Source organism: Bremerella cremea (assembly GCF_003335505.1).
GTDB lineage: Bacteria > Planctomycetota > Planctomycetia > Pirellulales > Pirellulaceae > Bremerella > Bremerella cremea_A.
The window spans coordinates 1-19,459 of the sequence record NZ_QPEX01000045.1 but is presented as its reverse complement, the minus strand read 5'-3'; the positions used below and the strand labels follow the sequence as shown (position 1 = coordinate 19,459).

Here is a 19,459-nt window from a genome sequence, read left to right as displayed (position 1 = left end):
CTTGTTTCGAGGAGCGGCAGTTTGTCTGAAGCTATGCGACGACGAAACAACGGAGTGAACAGATGCCCCGGTTTCGTTTGAATTTGCTATTCTCGTTTTTGGTGATTGCACCGCTGGCTGGACTTGTCCTGGTACCTGCTCCGGCCCATGCTCAGATATTTGAGAGTGATGGTGTCGCGATGCGTTTCATGAAACGCATCCACCAACGCAACAGCAGCGAGGTGCTTGGTGCTTTTCATACTGTTGTAGGAAAAGCCCGCAGTGCGACGGTCGAACTCAAGCGAGGCGACCAGCAGGTTGCCATGGGGGGCGTTGTCGATCCCAATGGATTGATCGTCACCAAGGCCAGCCTGGTGAACACCTATGGTGACGAGGCGCCCTTAGTGGTCGCAATGGCCAACGGCGATCAGTACCTTGCCAACGAAATTGTCTCGATCGACAAAGAGCACGATTTGGCGCTTGTAAGGATCGAAGCCAAAAACTTGCCGGTGATGGAAATCGCCGCCGATAACAAGCCAGCGGTCGGCAGTATATTGGCGACCGCCGGGCTCGGCGAGGAACCTGTCGCGATCGGAGTGTGTGGCTTAGAACCGCACAAGATTGATGTGAAAAACGCAATGTTGGGCGTAATGCTTTCGCAGCGTCCTGGGCCAGCGGTTGTGGATCAGGTAGTCGAAGCCAGCGCGGCCGCAACCGCTGGGATTCTGGCACAAGATGTCATTCTTTCGATCAACAACACGCATATCGAAACGGGATCGCATTTGATTGAAACGGTTCGTACCTACGAGCCAGGAGACTCGCTACGTCTGACACTGCGACGTGCCGAAGAGGAAATGCACCTCAACGTGATTCTCGGAGAATGGGTTGCCGGGCGTGGCCAGGCCCGGCATGAGTTCCAAAATCATCTTGGCGGCGAACTGAGCACCCGTCGGAGCGGCTTCCCGGCTGTTTTCCAGCACGATAGCTATTTACAGCCGGAACAGTGCGGCGGGCCGATTGTGAACCTGGACGGCAAGGTGGTGGGCCTCAATATTGCTCGTGCTGGGCGTGTGGCAACCTATGCCATACCTGGCAACGAACTGAGCAATGCGGTCTCGAAGATGCTTTCTGCCGCCGGAGCGACGCGCAATTCGGAAATTGTCCAGTCGCATTTGAGCGCCAAACCGGTCATTTCCGAAAACATCGATCCACCAGTGGTTAACCCCGGGTGGATTCCACGCGAGACGTCGAAGTAGAATAGTTATTGGCACCTCGCGGATAAGTTGGAATTGGTGCTGCTCGAAACCCTCTGCATGACGATCGACAACCCATGGAAGACAAACTCTCCGAATTACGCCAAACACTCCAAGAGTTGCAAAAAGAACTCCGCGATGTCGATCATCTCGACGCGGATACGAGAGTTCGGCTGGAGGGGGTGATGGAGTCGATTAACGATGCATTGCACCGAGAAGACACCGCTGCCCTAGCCCACCCTTCCCTGCGAGAAACCCTCGAAGAACGTTCTTCGCAATTGGAAGACACCAGCTACCCTTCCCTAACCCGGGTACTGAACAACCTGGCCGATATTTTGGGTAACAGCGGGCTATAGACGCGAACTCGATCTCAAGAAACTAAAAGACCGCCAGCATGTCTCTGCTGGCGGTCTTTTTTTGTGTTTTAGCCGATGAAGGGAGAAACGCTGTTACGAGCCCTGCTGCCCACCCACCGAGATCAAATGCGAATACGTTCTCAGGTACATCACTCCGTTAGAAACGGCTGGGGTTGATTCGCTTCCTTCGCCGAGTGGGCTTTTGCCAAGTACCTTCAACTGGTCATCCGCAGAAACGACAACCAGGTTGCCTTCTTCCGAGAGACAGAACAGGCGATCGCCGACTAGGATGGGAGAGCCGTAGTAGTTGCCGCCGACACGCTTTTGTCCGAGTACGTCTCCGGTTTTACCGTCGAGGCAACTGACGATGCCTTTGTCGTACCAGACGAAGACCTTGCCGTCGTGAGCGACCGGTGTGGGCACGTACGAGGCAGACTTAGACATCCGCCAGGCCAGCTTGGGTTGGCCACCGTTGGGATCGACCGCGCTGACCGTGTTGCCGCCGCCACCAGAACCACACGAACCGAGAATAAAATCGCCAGCGACAACCGGGGACGAAACCGAACGCATGTTGAAGACTTGCTCGGACCAAAGTTCTTTGCCCGTTTCTGGATCGTGAGCAGCAATGCCATGCGCGCTGCTGTTGCAGATCAGCAGTTCCTTACCTTCCTTGGTTGTGTAAATACAAGGGACTGAATAAGCGGCCACATCGCTTACACGGTCGACTTCCCACTGGCGTTCGCCTGATTTGCGGTCGAAAGCAATTAGGCGGCTTTTGCCTGGCGAACGGTTGCCAACCTTACGCGGGTCGCCTAGCTGCATTAGCGATAAGATCAGCTTGTCTTGGTAGATCATCGGCGAGGTGCCGAAACCATGTTGGCTGACCCAAGGGCCCAGGTCGGCGGCCCAAGCAAGATCGCCGTCGTGGCTTAAGGCCATCAACTGGGTGCTCTCGTCGTCGGCCCATACCACGTAGACGTGATTTTCATCGACAGCCGGGCTGCACGAGGCATAGCTGCTTTTGGTGTGCAGGTGGCTTTCTGCAGACGGAAATTGCTTCTGCCAAACTATTTTGCCGGTTTGGGTATCAATTCCCAGCACATAACGAACGGCCGTTTCCGGATCGGCGCTCATCAGAAAGAGACGATCGCCCCAAATCGCTGGCGACGAGTGCCCGGTGCCTGGTAGCTTTGTTTTCCAGTTGAAATCGGCCTCGGTAAAGGACGAAGGAATGTTCGCTGCCGGAGCAACTCCACTGCCGTTGGGCCCACGAAAACGAGTCCACTCTTGAGCCGAAGCGGAAGCACACGTCAGGCACACCAAGAAGAAAGCAAGCCAGGGTCGAACGGTCGGCATAAAACAAAACCCCAAGACAGGGAAGAAGGAGGGATATCGAGGACGGGACATTCGCCCTTGATGGTAATCGGTTTCCCCGCAACATTCCACGCGCCAACCGCCGAAAGTGGATGAACTCTGGCGGGGGGATTATTGCTTTCTCTACGAAGGGGAGCGAGAGAAATGCGTTTGGTGATTATCTGTGGCCATCTGCATAACCCGTGCTGACGCTTCCCGTTCTGTCCTTGGCAAACACAAAAAAAGAGGCCGCACCAAGGCGGCCTCTTTCGTGAATGGTTGATAGTCGAACGAGCTTAGTCGTTGACGTAGGTTTCCAGGAAGCGGGCCAACTTTTGGAAGTCGCAACCAGGTTCGATGTGGCGGACAACCGTGACCAGGTTCTCTTGGTTTACCAGGTCCGCGAAATCGACATAGTGCAACTCGAACTGGCCGCTGGCCGAGACCATCACGCCGTTCAGCTTCTTTTCGACCAGGGCACGGTAGGCACCAACGCCCAACTGGCTGCCGAGAATCACGTCGTAGGCGAGTGGCTTGGTGCAGCGAGCTTCGTAACCGATTTGAACCCCGGTCACCTTGCGGCTGCGGCCAGTCTTTTCTTCGTAAGCCTTGGCGACCCATTTGCTGAACGTGCGGCCCAACTGAATATCGGTGATCGCAATGTGGCCGTGGTCGTCGCGGGCAACGCCTTCCAGGTAGCTTTCCGGCAGCATCTCGGCTAGGCCTTCGGCCAGCACGATCACGCCAAATTCTTTCCCTTCGGCTTCGCGGGCCAGCATGGTCTTGACGATGCGGTCGACCACTTTGGGCACGTTCATCGTCTTGCGGGTCTTGCCCCCTTCTTCCCATTCCTTCTCGACGAAGTCACCCATGATGTCTTCGACGCTGATCACCAAAGAGGCTTCCCCGGCGATTGCGGCACCGTAAGCTAACCAGCCAGCGCTGCGTCCCATCGCTTCGCACAAGAAGTATGCCTTCGAGGCTTCGCCATCGTACAGCAGGGTACGGATTTCGGTGGAAAGGAAGTCGACTGCCGTGAAGAAACCGAACGTGAAGTCGATACCGTTGTAGTCGTTGTCGATCGTCTTGGGCAGATGAACGACCGGCATCTTCTTGCTACCTTCAGGTAGCGTGTCTTGGAACATCTTGAACTTGTTGGCGGTCTTCAGCGTGTCGTCCCCACCAATCGAAATCAAAGCGTCAACACCCAGCGAGCACAATGCATCGTAGGTGGTTTGGAACGCCTTGCAACGTTCCTTATCTTTCAAGTGGTCTGGGTGCGAGATCGCTTTGCCAGGGTTGGCCCGGGCAGTGCCGATCATAATCCCCTGCTTGGCCCGGCTGCGGCTGAGGGCCTTGTGGCTGAGGATCATGTAATCGCGGTCTTCTTCCATTGGGCGATCTGGGCCGAACTCCATCAAGTTCGAGTAACCGTTCTTGATCCCGAGCACTTCGATGCCAGCACGCAGGAACGAAACCGCAGCAGTCGAAATCACCGCATTGGCTGCCGGAGCCGGCCCGCCTGAGAACAGGATGGCAACGCGTTTAAAGTTGTGTTCTGGCTTTGGCGGATGGGAGAGGCTATTGGTCATGGTTCCATTCCAACGGGAGAAAGCAATTTTCAGACAATTGATTGAATTGCTGATTTTATGCGGTATGGGGTGGTTTTCAACCTAAGGTAAAATCATCGGGTACTTTGGCTATCTCTGGGGTAAGATAGTGTGCGGTAGGACTCTTTTAATGGGACTGTAGCAGGCGTTACGGCCGCTTCAGCTCTTTGGCAGGAATATTGTTCGGCGTTTCTTCATTGGGTTGCAATTCATTGGAATGTTCGCGAATGTCACCGGGGAACCATCGCAACGTGCAACCTTATCTTTCGAGAGAGCCTGAAGAGATCGATTCATTAATCCCGCTCATTCTTGTTAATCGCTGAAATCATGGTCCCAGAGATTTTACTTGAACACGCGTTTTTGGCTGCTCAGCAAGATTTGTTTGACGAACTGGTTGGCACCGTTCGCTGGGACGAAAGCATGCGGGCCCGAAAGACGGCCAGCTTTGGCAAGCCGTACATCTATTCGCAGATGAGTTATGCGTCGACGGAGCTACTTCCCGGTCTTATCGAACTGCGAGATCAACTCGCGCTGCATTTAGAAATTCCATTTAACAACTGCCTGGCGAACTACTACGAGACCGGCGAGAACACGATGGGGTACCATGCCGACGATACGTCTGGACTGCTACCCCGGACTGGCGTGGCGATTGTTTCTCTCGGAAGTAGACGCACGATCTCGTTTCGCTCGATCGACGGCACCACAGAGGTAGCTTATAAGCTCGAACCGGGGTCGCTGCTTTACATGGGAGCCGAAATCCAAATGGCCTGGAAACATGCCATCAAGCGGCAACCAGGGGCCGGCCCACGGATCAGCCTTACGTGGCGGGCGATCCAATAAACGTGGGGACAATTGTTTTGTCGGCAGTGGGGAATCAGGGTACCCTAAAGATTTGGCTTGTTTCATCGGCTCAAGCTCCATCAGGTAGCCGATTTGAAGTTCTCATCAGGCACCATCATGAAAATCAAACGCTGTTATCTGTTGGTATGGATCTTTCTGACAGCCAGTACCGTTTACGCTCAGAATCCGCCTGCTGCGATAAGTGAAACAACGGACCCGGTCGTAACCGTGGTCGAGTCCCCGGAAGCGGAATTGGCCAAGCAGCAACTTGCTGAGATTGACAATCTGATCGAGCGAATTTGGACGACGAAGGTCTCACTCAGCGTGAGTGATGTACCGCTGGAAGAGGTGATGCTTCAAATTGCGAAGCAATTGGGCTGTGAATTGCGGATTGACGATCGCAGTTTGGAAGACTTGGGACTCACTCGCGAAATACCCATTTCGATTGATGTGAAGAACCTGGCAGTTGGGAGCGTGTTGGAGTTGGTCTTGGGGCAAGTTGATATAACCTATTTGGTTGAGCCCAATCGATTGGTTGTTCTGTCGGTAGGCGAGTCTGATGATCGCAAATACTTCTTGACTCGCTTTTATCCCGTTGACCAGTGGCTGGGGGATGGAAAGTGTAAGTTGAATCTGGAAAAGGTCCGTGCGATTGTCTTGATGATCGAAGCGTATACCTGGGAGGAAATGGGCGGCCCTGGTTCGTGCGAGATCTATGGGGATGGCTTGTTGATAACGCAGCCCGCCACGTTCCACGATCGAATTCGACGCCTGTTTTCAGCCATGATGAAAGCGAAATCGCTCCCCAATGATAGCTATCAGGTTGCTTCGATTCCAACGCATCCGCTAGGGGAACAAGCGGACAAACTCAGGCGAAAGATCGAACGTCAATTGATTTCGGCCAAGTGGCGAGATGTACCGCTGGGCGAGGTAGCCAAGTTATTGGAAGAGCAGCTCGATTTGAAAGTGATCATTGACCAGCGGGGGCTCGAAGACATCAGACTCGATGAAAGTACTCCCGTAAACGGCACATGGAATGAAGCGTCCGTGGCGACGTTGCTCAACGATATGACACGAAATCTGGATCTGGGCTGGAGAATAAAGGGGGACTACCTGGAAATCACCAGTTTTGAGGAATTGGAGGCTTCGTTGGAAGTACGTGTCTATCCCGTCCGCGATTTGGCACCTTCGGTCTCGTTGTTAGAGGGAGCCGATAAGCTTGAAACGTACATTGGCGGCACCTTTTGCGGGGTGGGTGTGCCGAATAGGCCCTCGGTTCCCAGAGAACTTGAGCTACCGACGCCTAAACAGCGATTGATTGAAATGATCGAATGGCAGATCGTTCCTGATGCATGGGAAGAGCTTGGCGGAGTAGGAGCGTTGTTGCCCTGCGAAGCGTCTGACACGTTGGTCGTTTCGCAAGTGGGATGGGTAAATACAACGTTGGAAAGCTTGCTGCAAGATCTGCGGCAAACGAAGAGAATTGCTGCGGAAGAAGCGTATCGTCAACAGGCCGCCGAGGTGATCCTAATGACTTATTCGATTCCAGCAACTGAAGACAAGCCACGATTCAGCAGTATGGATATTGGCCTGCTGGCTCAGCGGCTAACGCGGGACATTGCTCCCGATGCTTGGGGCGAGGGACGTTCGATTCAAGCGTTAAGCAACCGATTGATCATCCGCCAGCGACGTGATATTCAACGGGCCATTTATCAGCATTTGGTCGAGATTGGTTATTTTAAGTTTGATCGAACCGAAGCTGGCTTGGGGGGCGGCGGCATCGATTTAGCCAAGTAGGGAATCAAATCTTTTGGGCCTGCTGGTTCGTCATCCAGACTTAATAAGTCGTGCTCAAGCACATACCAATGAGATGCCCATGCCCCGGAAATATATTTACGCCTCGTTGATCGTAGGGATTGCCATTCTTTTAGCGGCGATCTTAGGCAATCCGGCTTATGGCGGCATGGCGTTTCAACGGTTGACCGTTTCCATTTATTTGATGTTAGCAACCGTGGGGATTGTCGTTGGTCTCTTTGGCAATCCGCACGTTCGGCCAGGGGCGATGGGGCTGGGGATTTTCGGGATCTTGTACTTCTTTTTCTTCGAGGTGTTTCTAGGCCAAGGAAACAACATGTATCGGTCCTCGAATGCTGGCGATTTCCTGTCTGAAAGGGTTGTCAGCTATTGCCTGTTGTTGATGGCGGGGCTGATTTCGCAACTGCTAGGGATGCTTCTAGCACCGTCCTCCAAAGCAGGAACGAGGAAACTAGGTGCCTCTTCTCCGCATCGCCCACCGGAACCTCCTTGCCCGCTTGATTAGTATGACGATCGCTGTCGAACGTTGGCGGACTATTGGTTTCCTGCTCTAACAGATTTTTTATTACTTTCTTCGGGGGGCATGTGGTTCCTGGGAGGTAGCTGGCTTTGCAGGCAAGAAATGCCAAATGCTTGGGCAGATTAACCTTTGTCGGTCTTACTTTTGGGGACGAGATGACTTTCAATGAAATTCTAGTTTTTAACTTTGTTTACTGGACTTTACCCATCTCTTTCCAGTAGCATCTAGTTTCTCGTGACATCAATTTGTTCACGATCCCTCCATTGTGGCACACCCTGTGCTTATTAAGGCAGTAGTTTGTTTCTTCGTTGGGAAGTCCAAACTCTAAGTGGTCATATTTTGCCCACTCTTCATCTCCCCATATTTCTTTTAGAGGATTTCATGACAGACAAAAAGGTTTACCAAAAAGGCTTCACGCTCGTTGAACTCTTAGTGGTAATTGCAATCATCGGTGTTTTGATTGCCTTGCTTTTGCCGGCAGTGCAACAAGCTCGCGAGGCAGCTCGCCGGAGTGAATGTTCGAATAACCTGAAACAACTTGGCTTGGCTCTGCATAACTTCGAGAGTGCTCATAAGTATATTCCAGGCGGAGAGTACTCCGACGCTCAGTACTTTGCTCCCCACGCGATGTTGGCGGATTACATGGAACAGGGCAACATCTCGGCCAAGTTTGATCTGACGAAAGGTGTTTTCGATCAGCCGAACTACGATCTTAGCTTCCTGTCGGTGAAATCGTTTATCTGCCCCAGCGACGCGTTCCCGGCAGAAGGATCGGGACAAGCCTACACCAACTATCACTGCAACTGGGGCAGTTGGGTTGTGCTAGGCAACTGGGACGGCGTGTTTGGTCCGCAAGCCGATGGCCAAGGGGCCAGCACCGCGAAGGCACTCAAGCCTTTGAAGTTTGGCAAGATTGTTGATGGCTTAAGCAACACAGCCGCTTTTGCTGAAGTAGTTAACGGCGCGGGCGATACAGGAGCCCCAAACTCTGAGTTCGACTGCTACGAAACCAGTGTCCCTTCGGCCACGACTTTGATCGGGGTACAGCAAGAGCTAAAGAAATTGGATTGGAAGTCGTTGACCGTTGCTTGGTCAGGCTCGTGGCGTTATCGAGGTACACCTTGGATGGAAGGCTCGATCTGGCGAACTGGTTACAACCATGTCTCGACACCGAATCAGCCTGGTTACGTGCCAGGAGGCGATTTCAATAAGATCGTCTCGCCAGCGAGCAGCTACCATCCAGGCGGCGCTCAAATGCTTTTGTGTGATGGCAGCGTTCAGTTCATGCCCGAGACGATTGATGGTACTGCTTGGATTGCATACGGTACCCGTCACGGCGGGGAAGTAATTGCTAAGAATTAACTTCGCCCCGGTCTCGTTTTCTTAAATGACCGCAATGCCGATGTTTATGTCGGCATAGCGTTGTATTTAGCAGGGCAACGCAGAGCACAATCGTTTCCCAAAAAGCCTCTAGCTTTCAGATTGAATGAACGCAAAGTAGGTCTAAATTTCTCATTCAACTTAACATTGGAGTTTTCAACTTTGATTCCGAAAATGCAACGTATGTCTTTACGCTTCCGAGGCGTGTTGAGCCTCGCGCTACTTCTCTCGGCGATGATTTTGACTGGCTGTGGCAAGTCGGCCGCTGAGAAAGAAGTTCCCAAGGAAGAGAAAGAAGAAATGCGACAAGAGTTGCGAGATATGTCGAACCGCGAACAAAGCGGCAAATAGTTTTCTGCCACAGGCAAAGTAGAAAGATCAAGAAACAAAAAAACGACGCTCAGTGATTTTCTGAGCGTCGTTTTATTATGTCGTTAAGAGAACCACGTGCGTTCGACAAACGTCGTGTCGATCTTCCCTTCGGCGAAGGCCGAGTGGTTAAGCACCTTCTTGTGAAAGTTCGCCGTTGTCGTGATGCCGTCGGTCACCAGTTCGTCCAACGCACGCAGCATACAACGGATCGCCTCGGGACGCGTCGCTCGGTGGACCAGCAGTTTGCCGATCATCGAGTCGTAGTGCGGCGGCACGGTGTAGCCGCTGTAAACGTGCGAATCGAACCGTACGCCAGGGCCACCAGGGACGATCAGCTGGTTGATCTTACCGGGGCAAGGCATGAAGTTCTTATCGGCGTCTTCCGCATTGATACGGCATTCGATCGCAGCGCCCTGCAGCTTGATGTCTTCCTGTTTCCAAGGAAGCGGTTCACCCGAGGCCACGCGGATCTGAGCTTGAATCAAGTCGATGCCGGTTACCATTTCGGTAACGCAGTGTTCGACCTGAATACGAGCGTTGACTTCGATGAAGTAGAAGTTCTCGTCTTTGTCGACGATAAACTCGACCGTACCAGCGTTCTGGTAGTCGGCCGCTTTAATCATGCGGACTGCCGCCGAGCAAATCGCTTCCCGCGTTTCCGGCGAAAGGTTCGGCGCTGGGCTTTCTTCGATCAGCTTCTGGTGACGACGCTGCGTGCTGCATTCTCGCTCGAACAAGTGTACCGCGTTGCCATGGTGGTCGGCGATGACCTGGACTTCGACGTGCCTAGGATGTTCGACATATTTTTCAATATAGACACCAGCATTGCCGAACGCGGCAGCCGCTTCGTTCTGGGCTTGGTTCAAGGCATTCTTAAGCACCAAGTCGTTCGCGGCGACTCGCATGCCGCGACCACCGCCGCCGGCTGTCGCTTTGATCAAAACCGGGAAACCGATTTCGTGCGCGATCCGCAAAGCTTCTGCTTCGTCTTCGATCAAACCGTCACTGCCAGGCACCACCGGCACATTGGCTTCGCGGGCCATGGTCCGGGCCGTGTTCTTATCGCCTAGCTTGGCCATCGCTTCCGGCGATGGGCCGATGAAGTCGATGTTGCAGCTACGGCAAATGTCGTTGAATTCGGCATTCTCGGCGAGGAACCCATAACCTGGGTGAATCGCTTCGACATTGCCGACTTCTGCCGCGCTGATCACGCGGTCGATTTTTAAATAGCTTTGCGCGCTTTTGGCGGGGCCTACACAGTAGGCTTCGTCTGCCAGTTTCAAATAGGCGGCGTCACGGTCGGCTTCGCTGAAGATAGCGACCGTTTCGATGCCTAGTTCTTTACAAGCACGGATAATACGGAGAGCAATCTCGCCACGGTTGGCGATCAGAATTCGATTGTACATGCGTAGGTGTCAGGTCCCCTTCCCTGTGGAAAGGTGAAGTAAGGAGTTGCTTAACCTTGCGGATCGATCATGAACAACGGCTGGCCATATTCGACCGGCTCTTCATTCTTAACCAGAATTTTGACAACCTTGCCAGAGAGTTCCGCTTTGATGTCGTTGAAAACCTTCATCGCTTCAATGATACAGACCACCGTATCGTCGGAAACGTGATCGCCTACGCGAACAAAGGGGTCTGCTTCAGGTTTGGGGCGAATATAGAACGTCCCAACCATGGGGCTTTTAATGGCAACCAAGTGGGAGTCGGCTGCGGCGGCACTTTCGCCACCGCCGGCTGCTGGTGCGGCAACCGGGGCTGGGGCAACGGCTTGCTGCATCGGAGCGACCTGCATCGGAGCAGGTGCTGCGTAGATTGGGGCCTGGCTGCCACGCTTCAGCGAGATCTTTTGATCCCCTTCACGCAAGTCAACTTCACTCAGATCATGCTGCTTCATCAGCTCGACAAGGGCACGCACCGTATCAACGTTAAAAACATTGCTGGGCGTCGATTTCGAATCAGACATTCATGCGCTCCCACGGATTGTCCGCTAGAGGATTATGGTCGAATTATGTTTATGGCAAAGCTTTACAGCGTAAGGGATAAACGTAGGTTTCGTCCAGATGGGATTAGGAACTCGTAAATTGACTCTCTTGCCCGGCTTAAGTGAGAATTGTCCTCGCTATAACGCGTTAATCAGGGCGGAGATAGTGGAGGTTCGTGCTGAAAACAGGCAGAGCAGCGACGATTCATTCGGTACCCGAACAATTGGTTGCTTCCGATGAGAACGCCCCCTATAACGGAGGGACTTGCAGGCACCGCAAAAAACGAATCTTGGAGAATCAGTGATGTTCAGGAACCAAATCGTAGTCGTTGTCGGCTGCACACTGCTAGGACTTATCTTGCTTCCCTCGGCCTGGGCGGAAGAGATCGATGCCAAGGAAGCCCTGAAGAAGATGTCTGAAACCCGCGATCGGCTGGTGAGCGGTCGATGTTCGATTGCTGGATTTTCTGAGGCTCTTGAACGTACCAGAATAACAAAGGGAAGCATCAGCGAGGATCGCTTGGAACTGGTCTTCGACGATCGTATACCGGCGTATTTTTTAGAAGATGGCTTGAAGTCGGCTTTTCTCGAGACTTCTGAGCATCAATATAGTGCCCGGGATGGTCGTAGTTTTATCGTTCTTAATCCGACCGATTTGCATGTGTCGGAGCGAGGTGTCGTGCCCTTTAACGTCCAAACTCTCGGTTTTTCTCTAGGACCGGCATCGCGTTTACAGCAGTGGATGTCGAACCATGCTTTGTTGAAAGAAGCGTTCGCGAATTCAGAAGTGTTGGAGTCGGAGAAAGGGGAAACGCTGTGGCGAATCAAAGTTCTTTTGCCAAAACAAGAAGAAAACCATTACGCCGTCACGATGCAGTTGTGGCTCGATCCTTCGCGTGATTATGTCACGACCCGGATCGAACAACTCGGAGCCGATCGAACAAGGCTGGTCGCCCGTTCAGAAATGTTGTGGGCGAAAGTCAATGATGTCTGGGTGATCACGAACTTTCGCGAATTCAGAAGCCAAAGCCATAGCCCCTTTATGAATTGGAAGCTAACCTGGACAGACGTCAATGAAGCGATTCCCGAGAGCGAATTTGATTTAGAGAATCTGCCTAATCCAGGTCGCTCGGCATCAATACAAGCCGGCTATCAGAGGTTTCGCGGTTGGGGTTCTCTACCTACTATCCATAGCAACGCCCCCAAACCGGAAGGCGATCCCGATTGGAGCAGCTTGCCGCCGGTTGAATAGGCAAGCCACGGTTGGTCCCCTCCCCTTGTTGTCGTGAACCAGGTAACTCGCTACAGCGTTACCTGCATCTCTTCAAACGACTTGGGCACGCTGGTCATTACTTCGTGCCCATCTTTGGTGACTAGGATATCGTCTTCGATGCGCACGCCCCCGAAACCGGGAATGTAGATACCTGGCTCAACGGTCACAACCATACCGACTTCCAGCGGGCGATCGACGTTTGAGCCGAGACGTGGGGCTTCGTGGATATCGAGCCCGAGACCGTGCCCCAGGCCGTGACCGAAGTTTTTGCCCCAGCCTGCCTTGGCGATCACGCTACGGGCGGCGTGGTCGACATCTTTCATGATGGCGCCCGGTTTGATTTGTTCGATCGCGGCGAGCTGAGCCTTCAAGCAAACGTCGTACATCTTCTTCATCTTGGCGGGGGCTTTGCCGGTGAACAGCACGCGGGTCAGGTCGCTTTTGTAGAACTGGTAATCAGCGCCCCAGTCGATCAGCACAAAGCTGTCTTCTTGAATCTTCGTCAGGCCAGGCGTACCATGTGGCAAAGCAGCCCGGGCTCCGACACCAACAATCGGTGGGAAGCTGGTTCCTCGGCCGCCGTTGCGCTGGATTTCGAAATTGATGATCGCTTCGATCTCTTTTTCGGTTTGATCGCCACGCAGTCCTGCTTTTACGATTGCAAACGCCTTTTCAGCTAAGGCAATCGCTTCTCGCGTCAAAGCGATCTCTTGCTTGTCCTTGATCTCGCGAAGCTGCTCGACAAAGCCATCGACGGGCTGGACTTTCACTTTGTCGAGCTTGGCACACAACTTATGGAACAACTCGACGGTCATCGAAGGGCTTTCGATGCCGAGCGTTTGGATTTTGGCTTTAGCAACCGCTTTTTGGACGGTACTAAGGATAGGAACGCCTGGTTGGCGGATTTCCAATTCCAGTCCAGGGCATTCTGTTTCTAGCTGCTCGCTATAACGTGGATCGCTAAACAGAATTTCGTTCTTGGGAGTTACCAGCAGATAGCTATCGTCACCCGTAAAGCCCGTCAGGTAGGTCACATTCTTGAAATTGGTGACCAACAACGCATCGGCACCGCTTTGTTTGATCAAGCGGCGGAGTTTTGAAAGGCGGGGGTTCGATTTGCTGCTGGAAGACGCCATGAGTTGCTACGCTTTCGAGAAGTTGGGACTGGATGAATCCTCTGCTAAGGTCCAATTCTCGGGATATGCTTAGCGTTCGCAACCCAGTGCCAAAAAGTAGAGTCGAGAAACAAAACCGGCCGCGTCCAGCGGGCTTGCTAGATGCGGCCGGATATCGGATTGAAAGCAGCGAGGAATTACTTCTTCGTATTCAAATCGAAATCTTCGAGAGGGGAAGCACTCGCAGTCCCTGCAAGACATAACAGAACGCTGTGTGTTTTCCTGCTTCGTTGCCGAAGACTGCGGCTCGTTGCGGAGTACGCAATCTAATTTAAGATGAAAGAGCTGATTGACTTCAGATCAGCCAAGTCTGAGACCAAGAGGTCGGGGGAATGCTGACGGAGTTGTTCTACCGAAAAAACACCCGTGGCTACTGCGATTGATTGCGCACCGATCGCTTGCGCGCAAATGATATCGTTGGGAGTATCGCCAATTACGTAGACGTCGCGCGGAGAGATGGCCTGACCATGGTGCGTAAGGGCAGCTTCCAGAGCGGCCTGGGCAACGTTGTTACGGTGGGCGTGTACGTCGCCAAAACCACCAAAAGAGAAATAGTGATTAATGCCGTAATGCGTCAATTTAAGTTCGGCTCCTCGGGCGACGTTGCCTGTTAGAAGGCCAAGTAACACGTCGTCACGCTCGGAAAGTTGAGCCAACAACGGCGTGACGCCCGGCAGAACGGTACCTTGGCGAAGAGGAAGATTTTTCTCGAGGCCAGCCAGGTAAAGGTCGATGAAGTGCTGCCAGTTCTCTTCCGAAACGGATTTGCCGTGCTGTTCAAACAGTTCACCAAAGATGCCGCGGTCGGTCTTCCCGCTGAGGTGCAGGTCGTGCTCGATTTGTGTTAGTTCGGCAGCTTGCAGAAACGCAGCCACCATAGCGTCCTTGCCTGCTTTGCCGGTGTTGATCAAGGTTCCATCAATGTCGAAAAGACAAACTTTCATCGCAAGCTTTGGCTGGGGGTGAAGGTAAAGAACGACTGCTAATACTAAGTCGATTCCGTCAATTTTACTTGTAGTTCGACTTCCTCGGCGGTACCGCCAGGGCGTACGCCGCGAATGACCTTCATATCCAGCACGTCGCCCACCTTGTGGTCGAACAGAACGTTGACCACATCGCCGTAATTTTGGATTGGCTTGCCGTCGATGGCGACGATGATGTCTCCTAGGATGATGCCCCCTTGCGGGTCCTGGACGGTGGGATGAATGCCAGCGGCCTCGGCAGGACTGCCTGGGATGACTTCCCCCACGATTGCCCCTTGGATGCCAAGTTGGGCGTTGATTGTCGGAGGTGCGAAGCGAACGCCCAGATAGGGACGTTTGATAACGCCAAAACGAATCAACTCGGTGACGACCGCGTTGACCGTATCGACAGGAATGGCAAAGCCAATGCCTGCATAAGCACCACTGGGGCTATAAATTGCTGAATTCACCCCAATGAGCCGCCCACTGCTATCAAGCAAGGGGCCGCCGCTGTTACCAGGATTGATTGCGGCATCGGTCTGGATCAGATCGTCAATCTGGCGACCATCTTCCGCTTCGATCGAACGCCCCAGCCCGCTAATGATTCCGGTGGTGAGCGTATGATCGAAACCAAAGGGATTGCCGATCGCAAATACTTTCTGGCCTACGCGCAGATCGGCAGAGGTGCCGATGGGGATAGGGGTAAATTCCTTGCCTTGAAAATCTTTCACTTGTAGCACGGCCAAGTCGTTTTCGGGCGAAGTACCCACGACAGAGGCGACGTAGCTCGAAGCGTCGGCAAAGGTAATATGGGCTCGCCCAGAGCCCTGGACGATCGGCTTAATCACATGGTAATTGGTGACAATGTGCCCCTCTTTATCCCACACAAAGCCACTCCCCTGCCCGGTTGCCATTTCGGAAACTTTAGCCGTTCCGGCGGCCAGGAATTGTTGGGAGGTGGTGATAAAGACAACCGAATCGGCAGAGTTTTCAAAGAGATCGATCGTTGATTTTTCGTCGGCGGCCAAATCGCCTCGCGGGGAAATGACCCGTGGCTTGGCATCTGGGTTGAGCACCACCTGGTCCGCTGGCGAACTAGTCCAATAACTGATTGCCCAAGCCCCGAACACAGCGACAACTAGGCAGTACAGAAACACCCTCAGAAGCGCAACGGCGTTTGAATTTGATTGGGACCGATCATGGTTCCCAGCAGGGCCGCTTTGAGAGGAAGGCTCCATCGAAACGGACGCGAAGTAGAAGGAGTGGTGGGGCGGGAATTCCTTTCCGCGCGAAAAAAAAGCTCGCGGATCTTGCGAGCCAACGGAAAAAGCTGGGGAACAAGGATTTGAACCTTGACTAACAGAGTCAGAATCTGTCGTGCTACCGTTACACTATTCCCCAGTGCTTGGAATGCCTAAGATTAGGGCCTAAGTCGTCTGGCGTCAAGGGATTCAGGCGTCGAACTATGGTGGACCTGGGTGGAAATTGTTAGACTACCCCTACCCTGTTCTGCTTGTTCTTACAGAGAGCGAGCAAAAAGTCCTTTTCCTCGACAAATTTCGCGATGGTGCGCCTTGTCTTGGGCCACTTCCTGTTTTGGGAGCTCTTTCAAAGGTATGTCCAGTTATCTGGTTGCACTGAATGGCCCGGACGCCGGCAAGAAAATTTTTCTCGCCGGACAAGAATTTGTTATTGGACGACACCCTGAGTGCGACATCATTGTCGAAGTTGGGGCGGTAAGCCGTTACCATGCCAAGATTTCCCGAGTCGACGGTAAGTTCAAGATCGAGGATCTAGGAAGTCGGAACGGGACTTTCGTAAACGACGTGCAGCTCTCAGGCCCTCACATTTTGCAGCACGACGACTCGATTCGCGTATGCGATGTTTCCTTCGAGTACAAAATTGAAGGGCACAAACCTTCGCCAACGGAAACCGTCGGGCTAAAGGCCGATGGACCAGGGGCGTTTGGCGCAGTGATGATCGACGATGACGGGGCTACCTCGACAATTATGTCGAAATTCGAGGTCTCCTCGCAAAGTGGATCGATTCACCTAACGGCCAGCCCTGAGGTGAAGCTCAACGCGCTCTTGCAGATTACTCGCGAACTGACGGGGACCCTCTCGATGGAGGAGGTCTTGCCTAAGGTGCTGGAAAGCTTGTTCCATATCTTCCTGCAGGCCGATCGCGGATTCATCATCATGATGGATGCGTCGGGCAATATGATTCCTCGCTGGACGAAAGCACGGCGCGAGAATGACGAGGAAGAAATTCGGATCAGCCGCACCATCGTTAAGCACGTGATGAAAACCCGTGAAGCCGTCCTGTCTGCCGATGCGGCAGCCGATTCACGTTTCGAGATGAGCCAAAGTATCACCGACTTCAAGATTCGCTCGATCATGTGCGCGCCATTGGTTAGCGCGGACGACGAAGTGGTGGGGGTCATTCAAATCGATACGCTCGATCAGCGCAAACGCTTCCAAAAGGAAGATCTCGAGGTGTTGGTCAGCGTTGGAATGCAAGCAGCGGCGGCAATCGAGCGGGCTCAATTACACGATGCGGCCATTCGCCAGATTTCTTTTCAGCGCGATCTGCATGCGGCGAATCAGGTGCAAATTGGTTTTCTGCCATCCTCCGATCCCTTGGTCGAAGGCTATCGTTTTGCCCACTACTATTTGGCCGCCAATTCGGTTGGTGGAGACTACTACGATTATATTTCCTTGCCCGATGGCTCGACGGCCATTTTGGTGGGAGATGTTGTGGGGCATGGCATTGCGGCCTCGCTAATGATGGCCAAGCTTTCGGCGGAGGCTCGCTATTGCCTGGCTTCTGATCCCGATCCCCAGAAGGCCGCGTATCATTTGAACAATGACTTTGCCGCCGCAACCCCCGACGACAAGTTTGTCACCCTGGCAATTGCCATTCTAAACCCCGCCAATCACGAGATTACGTTGATTAATGCCGGGCATAATCCACCCATTTTGCGGAAAGCGGATGGAACTTGTTCCATGATCTTCGAAGAAGAAATCGGCTTGCCGCTGGGGATCATGGAAGACATGGATTATGATGTCGCCCGTTTAACGCTTAGTCCCGGCGAGATGCTATTCATCTATACCGATGGCATCAACGAAGCGATGAACTCGAAAGGGGATCAGTTTGGCATGGAACGCATGATGAAGTGCGTGTCCGATCACACAGATGTCGATGTAATTAGCGAAGCGATCATCCACGATTGCCGCAAGTTCATGGACGGAAGTCCCCAGTACGACGATATGTGCATGGTCGGTCTGGAACGCCAGGCTTAACGCCGGGGGAATTTCTCTGATCCGCTCCGTTTAGCATTGCCGGTAGCGTTTCGCCCGGAAGCTTGCTGCCAATGCAGCAAGCGGAACGGATGTTGTGTGCGGGCACTTAGGCCGGGCACCGTTAATTCGCCGGATGAGGAAGTTCTTCCCCGATCGTTGCTGGTTCGTTCAGGTACTCGATCCAGATATTGCGGAACACGACCGGATTACCGTGGTCTTGCAACTTGAGCACCCCTGGGGTTGGCCCTTCCTGCTTGCCAGCGCCGGTTTTGTTGGGGATCTCGTAGTTGTCTTGAACGAGGATTCCGTTGTGTACCACGCTGATGCGGGCTGGGGCTATCTTGTTACCTTCGCTATCGAAGCGGGCTGCCGTGAAGAAGACATCGTAGGTCTGCCACGAAAGCGGCGGGAAGCTCATGTTGATGTCTGGAATCTTCGTGCGATAGAGCGAACCGCAATCGTTGAACTGCGGATCGAGCCCGAAGGAATCGAGGATCTGCACTTCGTAACGCTCTTGGATGTATAGCCCGCTGTTGGAACGCCCTTGGCCGGTGGCATAAGGCATATAGGGCAAGCGAAATTCGATGTGAAGACGGAAGTCTCCCACAGGACGTTTCGTTACGGTGCCGAACTGAAGGTTGCCGTTTTCGTCGATCTTGCCATTCACGAAGTGTTCCGTCGACGTGCCATCAAACAACACCACGGCATTGGGGGTCGGCTTGAGCCCCAGGAACTGGCTCTGGCGATCAACCTTCGACAGGATGCCCAGCGTGTCGCCGTGCGAGTTAACAATGGTGGCTTTGTTGTCTTCAACGGAAACACGGTAATCGCCGTGGAATAGTAAGGCCCGGCGTCCTTCACGCTCGCCAGTGAGTTCAAGTTTGGCTCCGTTGTACCAGCCGTTACCTGGTAAACCGCCACGAAGCTGACGACCGACAAACTTGCCATTGCCACGTGCGACCACTTGAATACCAACGTCTTCAAGCACGCCGTTGGGAAGGCGAATCTTACCGAAGTATTCTCCCTGAAGAGCAAAGTCGGCATCAACCTCGCTCAAGTCGGTAATGGCAATCTTACGCGGATCAGGCTTTGGCTGCGGCTTCGGTACCGGTTTGGACTCAGACTTCGGTTCTGGTTTGGACTCAGACTTCGGTTCTGGTTTGGACTCAGACTTCGGTTCTGGTTTGGACTCAGACTTCGGTTCTGGTTTGACTTCGGTTCTGGTTTGGACTCAGACTTCGGTTCTGGTTTGGACTCAGACTTCGGTTCTGGTGTGGACTCAGAC

18 protein-coding genes and 1 tRNA gene are annotated in these 19,459 nt (G+C 53.2%); 10 read left to right on the top strand and 9 right to left on the bottom strand.

Features of this window, described 5'->3' with window-relative positions:
• The first annotated feature begins 62 nt into the window (after nt 1-62).
• Together DTL42_RS20800 and DTL42_RS20795 are read left to right on the top strand one after the other, a co-directional pair.
• Nucleotides 63-1,235, top strand: a complete 1,173-nt coding sequence (locus DTL42_RS20800) for a trypsin-like peptidase domain-containing protein (RefSeq protein ID WP_114371795.1) — start codon at nt 63-65, stop codon at nt 1,233-1,235.
• A gap of 74 nt (nt 1,236-1,309) precedes the next feature.
• Entirely contained in the window at nt 1,310-1,588 is a 279-nt protein-coding gene (locus DTL42_RS20795; RefSeq protein ID WP_114371793.1) for a DUF4404 family protein, read from the top strand.
• Nucleotides 1,589-1,681: 93 nt separating this feature from the next.
• Here DTL42_RS20795 and DTL42_RS20790 read toward each other — a convergent pair whose 3' ends face one another.
• Entirely contained in the window at nt 1,682-2,944 is a 1,263-nt protein-coding gene (locus DTL42_RS20790) for a PQQ-binding-like beta-propeller repeat protein (RefSeq protein ID WP_158545501.1), read from the bottom strand.
• A 293-nt stretch (nt 2,945-3,237) separates the two neighbouring features.
• A complete protein-coding gene (locus tag DTL42_RS20785; RefSeq protein WP_114371789.1) occupies nt 3,238-4,533 on the bottom strand; it encodes a 6-phosphofructokinase in 1,296 nt (431 codons plus the stop codon).
• Between the two features lie 345 nt (nt 4,534-4,878).
• On the opposite strand from DTL42_RS20785, the gene DTL42_RS20780 reads away from it, so the two are divergent.
• From DTL42_RS20780 to DTL42_RS26435, 5 genes are all read left to right on the top strand, one after another.
• Nucleotides 4,879-5,391, top strand: a complete 513-nt coding sequence (locus DTL42_RS20780; protein WP_114371787.1) for an alpha-ketoglutarate-dependent dioxygenase AlkB — start codon at nt 4,879-4,881, stop codon at nt 5,389-5,391.
• Between the two features lie 117 nt (nt 5,392-5,508).
• Nucleotides 5,509-7,188, top strand: coding sequence for a hypothetical protein (locus DTL42_RS20775; protein WP_147274383.1), 1,680 nt, complete (start codon nt 5,509-5,511; stop codon nt 7,186-7,188).
• Nucleotides 7,189-7,267: 79 nt separating this feature from the next.
• On the top strand, nt 7,268-7,711 hold the full coding sequence (locus DTL42_RS20770; RefSeq protein ID WP_147274382.1) for a hypothetical protein: 444 nt from the start codon (nt 7,268-7,270) through the stop codon (nt 7,709-7,711).
• Between the two features lie 396 nt (nt 7,712-8,107).
• A complete protein-coding gene (locus DTL42_RS20765; protein WP_114371781.1) occupies nt 8,108-9,088 on the top strand; it encodes a DUF1559 domain-containing protein in 981 nt (326 codons plus the stop codon).
• A 201-nt stretch (nt 9,089-9,289) separates the two neighbouring features.
• Nucleotides 9,290-9,457 carry a hypothetical protein gene (locus tag DTL42_RS26435; RefSeq protein ID WP_158545500.1) on the top strand — a complete coding sequence of 56 codons (168 nt, stop codon included), beginning with the start codon at nt 9,290-9,292 and terminating at the stop codon, nt 9,455-9,457.
• An 83-nt stretch (nt 9,458-9,540) separates the two neighbouring features.
• Here the strand turns inward: DTL42_RS26435 and accC are convergent, their stop codons facing one another.
• Together accC and accB are read right to left on the bottom strand one after the other, a co-directional pair.
• Complete coding sequence (accC, locus tag DTL42_RS20760) at nt 9,541-10,884, bottom strand: acetyl-CoA carboxylase biotin carboxylase subunit (protein WP_114371779.1); 1,344 nt, start codon at nt 10,882-10,884, stop codon at nt 9,541-9,543.
• A 50-nt stretch (nt 10,885-10,934) separates the two neighbouring features.
• Nucleotides 10,935-11,444, bottom strand: a complete 510-nt coding sequence (gene accB / locus DTL42_RS20755; RefSeq protein WP_114371777.1) for an acetyl-CoA carboxylase biotin carboxyl carrier protein — start codon at nt 11,442-11,444, stop codon at nt 10,935-10,937.
• A 322-nt stretch (nt 11,445-11,766) separates the two neighbouring features.
• Here accB and DTL42_RS20750 point away from each other — a divergent pair, with 322 nt between their 5' ends.
• Nucleotides 11,767-12,714: a hypothetical protein gene (locus tag DTL42_RS20750; RefSeq protein WP_114371775.1), complete on the top strand. Its 948-nt coding sequence runs from the start codon at nt 11,767-11,769 to the stop codon at nt 12,712-12,714.
• 50 nt (nt 12,715-12,764) lie between these two features.
• Here DTL42_RS20750 and DTL42_RS20745 read toward each other — a convergent pair whose 3' ends face one another.
• The 4 genes from DTL42_RS20745 to DTL42_RS20730 all read right to left on the bottom strand — a co-directional run bounded on the left by DTL42_RS20745 (nt 12,765) and on the right by DTL42_RS20730 (nt 16,273).
• The gene (locus tag DTL42_RS20745; RefSeq protein WP_114371773.1) at nt 12,765-13,871 is read right to left on the bottom strand and encodes a M24 family metallopeptidase; all 1,107 of its coding nucleotides are present in this window, start codon (nt 13,869-13,871) and stop codon (nt 12,765-12,767) included.
• Nucleotides 13,872-14,176: 305 nt separating this feature from the next.
• A complete protein-coding gene (locus DTL42_RS20740; protein ID WP_114371771.1) occupies nt 14,177-14,854 on the bottom strand; it encodes an HAD family hydrolase in 678 nt (225 codons plus the stop codon).
• Nucleotides 14,855-14,898: 44 nt separating this feature from the next.
• Nucleotides 14,899-16,029, bottom strand: coding sequence for a S1C family serine protease (locus DTL42_RS20735; protein ID WP_234824291.1), 1,131 nt, complete (start codon nt 16,027-16,029; stop codon nt 14,899-14,901).
• A 173-nt stretch (nt 16,030-16,202) separates the two neighbouring features.
• Nucleotides 16,203-16,273 (bottom strand) — tRNA-Gln (locus DTL42_RS20730).
• A gap of 215 nt (nt 16,274-16,488) precedes the next feature.
• Here DTL42_RS20730 and DTL42_RS20725 point away from each other — a divergent pair.
• Nucleotides 16,489-18,174, top strand: coding sequence for a SpoIIE family protein phosphatase (locus DTL42_RS20725; RefSeq protein WP_114371767.1), 1,686 nt, complete (start codon nt 16,489-16,491; stop codon nt 18,172-18,174).
• A gap of 121 nt (nt 18,175-18,295) precedes the next feature.
• Here DTL42_RS20725 and DTL42_RS20720 read toward each other — a convergent pair whose 3' ends face one another.
• Nucleotides 18,296-19,231 carry a 3-keto-disaccharide hydrolase gene (locus DTL42_RS20720; protein WP_158545499.1) on the bottom strand — a complete coding sequence of 312 codons (936 nt, stop codon included), beginning with the start codon at nt 19,229-19,231 and terminating at the stop codon, nt 18,296-18,298.
• Nucleotides 19,232-19,238: 7 nt separating this feature from the next.
• On the opposite strand from DTL42_RS20720, the gene DTL42_RS26640 reads away from it, so the two are divergent.
• The coding region (locus DTL42_RS26640; RefSeq protein ID WP_214608593.1) for a hypothetical protein at nt 19,239-19,459 on the top strand (221 nt) is incomplete at its 3' end.